Source organism: Lutibacter sp. (genome assembly GCF_040883305.1).
Lineage (GTDB): Bacteria > Bacteroidota > Bacteroidia > Flavobacteriales > Flavobacteriaceae > Lutibacter.
The window spans coordinates 1-4,772 of sequence record NZ_JBFLKT010000416.1; the positions used below are offsets into that span (position 1 = coordinate 1).

6 protein-coding genes are annotated in these 4,772 nt (G+C 28.2%); all 6 read left to right on the forward strand.

The window, feature by feature from the left end; all coding sequences use genetic code 11:
- Positions 1–1,188 (forward strand): phytoene desaturase family protein (locus AB1Z17_RS13440; protein ID WP_368052284.1); only part of this gene is annotated, 1,188 nt, incomplete at its 5' end.
- Positions 1,189–1,217: 29 nt separating this feature from the next.
- Positions 1,218–2,057, forward strand: a complete 840-nt coding sequence (locus AB1Z17_RS13445) for a phytoene/squalene synthase family protein (protein ID WP_368052285.1) — start codon at positions 1,218–1,220, stop codon at positions 2,055–2,057.
- Positions 2,057–2,557 (forward strand): hypothetical protein, encoded by a 501-nt coding sequence (locus tag AB1Z17_RS13450; RefSeq protein ID WP_368052286.1) that lies wholly within the window; start codon positions 2,057–2,059, stop codon positions 2,555–2,557. The genes AB1Z17_RS13445 and AB1Z17_RS13450 overlap by 1 nt, the downstream gene beginning before the upstream one ends.
- A complete protein-coding gene (locus AB1Z17_RS13455) occupies positions 2,554–2,994 on the forward strand; it encodes a carotene hydroxylase (RefSeq protein ID WP_368052287.1) in 441 nt (146 codons plus the stop codon). The genes AB1Z17_RS13450 and AB1Z17_RS13455 overlap by 4 nt, the downstream gene beginning before the upstream one ends.
- Complete coding sequence (locus AB1Z17_RS13460) at positions 2,991–3,695, forward strand: lycopene cyclase domain-containing protein (protein WP_368052288.1); 705 nt, start codon at positions 2,991–2,993, stop codon at positions 3,693–3,695. Before AB1Z17_RS13455 ends, AB1Z17_RS13460 begins: the two co-directional genes overlap by 4 nt.
- The coding region (locus tag AB1Z17_RS13465; RefSeq protein WP_368052289.1) for a deoxyribodipyrimidine photo-lyase at positions 3,685–4,772 on the forward strand (1,088 nt) is incomplete at its 3' end. The genes AB1Z17_RS13460 and AB1Z17_RS13465, both read left to right, overlap by 11 nt.

A 4,772-nucleotide genomic window follows, 5' to 3' on the forward strand; every position in this document is an offset into this window, starting at 1 on the left:
GGCAAAGATGATTCCATTACAATTCCAGGTACGTTAAGCGAAATTTATGATGTATTTGAGAATGAAGAAAAGGGGAGTTCTAAACATTTAAAACAATTTCTAGATTCAGCCAAATTTAATTACGAAGTTGCAATTAACGATTTGGTTTATAAACCTGGCGAATCTATTTCAGAATTAATAAATTTTACCACTCTATCTAAAGCGAATCAGTTTTTTACATCTATTAGTTCAACAGTACGTAAGAAAATAAAAAGCACAAAACTTCAACAAATTTTGGAGTTTCCGGTATTGTTTTTAGGTGCGAAACCAACAAATACTCCAAGTTTTTATAATTTTATGAATTATGCTGATTTTGGCTTAGGAACTTGGCATCCGAAAGGTGGAATGTATGAAGTGGTCAATGGTTTTGTAAAATTAGCAGAAGATTTAGGGGTTGAAATTTTAACCAACCAAAATGTTGAAAAGATTGTAGTTGAAGAAGATAAAATTAAGGGAGTTCTTTCAAACGATAAATTTATGGAGTCTTTTGCAGTAATTAGCGGTGCAGACTACCATCATACTGAAACTTTATTACCTAAAAAGTATAGAATGTATTCAGAAAAGTATTGGGGGAAAAAGACTTTTGCTCCTTCTGCGTTGCTTTTCTATGTAGGTTTTGACACAAAAATTAAGAATGTAGCGCATCATACATTATTTTTTGACACCAGTTTTGATGTACACGCACAAGATATTTATGATAATCCAAAATGGCCAGCAGATCCGTTATTTTATGCAAGTTTTTCTAGTATAACAGATACTAGTTTTGCTCCGAAATCAAAAGAAGCTGCAACTTTTTTAATTCCTTTGGCACCAGGTTTAACGGATATTCCAGAGGTGCGAGAAGAGTATTTCTTAAAAATTATGGAACGTTTAGAAAACTTAACTGGACAAAATTTAAAAGAGAAGGTGTTGTTTAAAGAATCGTATTGTGTGAACGATTTTGTGAATGATTACAATTCTTATAAAGGAAATGCCTATGGTTTGGCAAATACCTTATTTCAAACCGCATTTTTAAGACCAAAAATAAAAAGTAAAAAAGTTGAAAATTTATTTTTTACGGGTCAATTAACGGTGCCTGGTCCTGGTGTTCCACCAGCTATAATTTCTGGAAAAATTGTTTCAGATATGGTTATAAAAAACACTAAATAAAACTACAACTAACTAAAAAAAATAAAATTATGAAGGAGCTATTCGACGAAACGTCTTTTAAATGTAGTAAAATTGTTACTAGAAAATATAGTACTTCTTTTTCTTTAGCGGTGTATATGTTGTCGCCCAAAATTAGAGAAGCTATTTATAGTGTATATGCATTTGTTCGTTTTGCTGATGAAATTGTAGATTCTTTTCATATACATGATAAAGCGTTTTTATTAAATGAATTTGAAGCAGATTATTACAAAGCACATAAAAATAATATTAGCTTAAACCCTATTTTAAATGCTTTTCAACATACTGTAAAAAAATATAATATTACAGACGATTTAATTCAGTCTTTTTTGAAAAGTATGAAAGCAGATTTAAATAAAGAAACATACAATACTGTCGAAGAATATAACGAGTATATTTATGGATCGGCCGATGTTGTAGGATTAATGTGTTTAAAGGTATTTGTTGATGGAGATAGTGAAAAGTATGATGAATTGAAGTTTTCTGCAATGAAATTGGGTTCTGCTTTTCAAAAAGTAAATTTTTTACGTGATTTAAAAGATGATTATGAATTATTAAACCGATCTTACTTTCCAGGAGTTAATTTAAAAGAGTTGAATATAGAAGATAAAGCAGAAATAATTGCGGAGATAGAAGCAGATTTTATGGAAGCATTAATAGGAATTAAAAAATTGCCTTTAGAAGCAAAATTCGGAGTCTATACGGCCTATGTTTATTATAAAAGGTTATTGAATAAGTTAAAAAAGACACCTTCTTCAGAAATATTAAATACACGTATTCGTGTTTCTAATCCGTTAAAAATAAGTTTATTAGCAAAATCTTTTGTAGTTTATAAATTAAACTTGCTATAATGAAATATTTAGGAATCATTGTTTTTTCTTTAATTTTCTCTAGTGTGGAAACACCACTTGAGCAGGTGAGAAATCAATTTCCTTATATTACATCTTTTGATGAAGCAAATAAGTTTATAGAAAAACTTAAAAACGATAGTTCGCCCGAAGCAAAAGGTTATAATGCAGCTATGATTTTAATGAAATCTCGCTATGTAAAAGGGCCATTTTCTAAATTAAAGTTTTTTAAAAAAGGAAAGAAAATCTTAGATCAAGATATTTCTGAAAATCCAAATAGTATAGAAATTAGGTATATTCGTTTTTTAATGCAAAAGCAAATTCCTAAATTTTTAGGTTATAATAAAAATATTGAAGAAGATTTTAATATTATTTTTAATAAATTATTAACTTCAAATTTAAGCAAAAGTTTCAAAATTAAAATGCTAAACATTATGTTGTCGTTAGATGATTTAAGTGAAACTAAAAAAAATAAAATTCATCAAACACTAGATAAATTATGATATTTGCCTTAATTACAGTAGCTATCTTTTTGCTAATGGAATGTGTAACCTGGTTAACGCATAAGTATGTTATGCACGGTTTTTTGTGGTATTTTCATGAAGATCATCACCAGCCAAGGTATCAAAATTGGTTTGAGCGAAACGATGTGTTTTTCGTGATTTTTGCAGTTCCTAGCATTGCCTTATTTTACTTTGGAGTTGAAGGAGGTATAAACTATTTATTTTTTATTGGTTTGGGAATAATGTTTTACGGAATGGCATATTTTTTAGTTCACGATGTTTTAATTCATAAACGTTTTAAATGGTTTAATAAAACAACTAACAAATATTTAATAGGCTTAAGGAAAGCACATAAAGTACATCATAAACATTTAGGAAAAGAAGAAGGTGAGTGTTTCGGTATGTTGTTTGTTCCCTTTAAGTATTTTAAAATATGACCTCTTTATATTTTATCATAAATATAACTTCTCTTTCAATTCCGTTTTTATATAGTTTTGAAAAAAAAATGCGGTTTATACAGTATTGGAAATCTGTTTTTTTAGCAATTCTAATTGTTGCTATTCCATTTTTAATTTGGGATGTATGGTTTACAAGTATTGGTGTTTGGGGTTTTAATCCAACATATTTATTAGGCCCAACAATTATTAATTTACCTTTTGAAGAAGTGTTGTTCTTTTTCTTTATTCCGTATGCTAGTATTTTTACGCATTATGCGTTGTTGCATTTTTTCCCAAATTTAGCCTTATCAAAAAAAAACACAAAATGGATAACAATAGTTTTGCTACTTACGGCAATTCTAATTGTATTTTTCAATTATTATAAATGGTACACTCTTATAAATTTTTCAGTTTTTGCGGCTCTTTTAATATATGCATTAGTAACTAAAGATACCATTTTAAAGTCGTTTTACATTACATTTTTAGTTGTTTTAATTCCGTTTTTTATAGTAAACGGACTGTTAACAGGAAGTTTTATTGAAGACCAAGTTGTTTGGTATAACAATGCCGAAAATTTAGGAATTAGATTAGGAACCGTTCCAATTGAAGATGCTTTTTACGCTTTTAGTATGTTGTATGGAGCAACTGTGCTAATTGAAAAATTTAAACCAATTTTTAACAAAAAAGTAAATGAAAAGTAAACAAGAAATTGCTGTTTTTTGGTTTAGAAGAGATTTACGTCTGTACGATAATACTGCCTTATTTTATGCGTTAAACTCTAAATATCCAGTACTTCCAATTTTTATTTTTGATGAAGCAATTTTAAATGAATTGCCGGAAAATGATGCTAGAGTAAATTTTATTCACGAAACATTAAGAAAAATAAATTCAGATTTAGTTGAAAATAATTCTTCTTTATATATTAAAAAAGGTGAAGTTTCCATTATTTGGAAAGCGCTTTTAAATAATTTCAATATTAAAAAGGTGTTTTTTAATAAGGATTATGAACCTTATGCAATTAAAAGAGATACTGAAATAACTAAATTATGTGCTAAAAATAATATTGAAGTAAATGCATACAAAGACCAGATTATTTTTGAAGCGGGAGAGGTTTTAAAAGATGATGGAAAACCGTATACAGTGTATACGCCTTTTAAAAATAAGTGGTGGAATTTGTTTCATTCGCAGGAACTAAAATTACTTTCTTCGGAAAATTATAAACAACATTTTATAAAATCTAGTTATAATTTTCCTTCAATAGAGGAGTTAGGTTTTACAGAAAGTGCTATAAAAGTTAGGGCGATAAATAAGAATGCAATTTTAGATTATCAAAATTTTAGAGATCTTCCAATTGTTAATACGTCTAATAATTCTGTTTATTTAAGGTTTGGTTTAATAAGTATACGTAAATTATTTAAGTATGCGCAGACTAAAAACGAAACGTATTGTAACGAACTTATCTGGAGAGAATTTTTTATGCAAATTTTATGTCACTTTCCAAAAGTTGTAAATGAAAACTTTAAACCAAAATATAATTTTATTCCTTGGAGAAATAATGAAGAAGAATTTAAATTATGGTGCGAAGGGAAAACGGGTTATCCAATTGTTGATGCTGGTATGCTCGAATTGAATAAAACTGGTTATATGCACAACCGAGTTAGAATGATTGTTGCGAGTTTTTTAAACAAACATTTGTTAATAGATTGGCGTTGGGGAGAAGCCTATTTTGCTGAAAAATTATTAGATTATGATTTAGCTGCAAATAATGGAAATTGGCA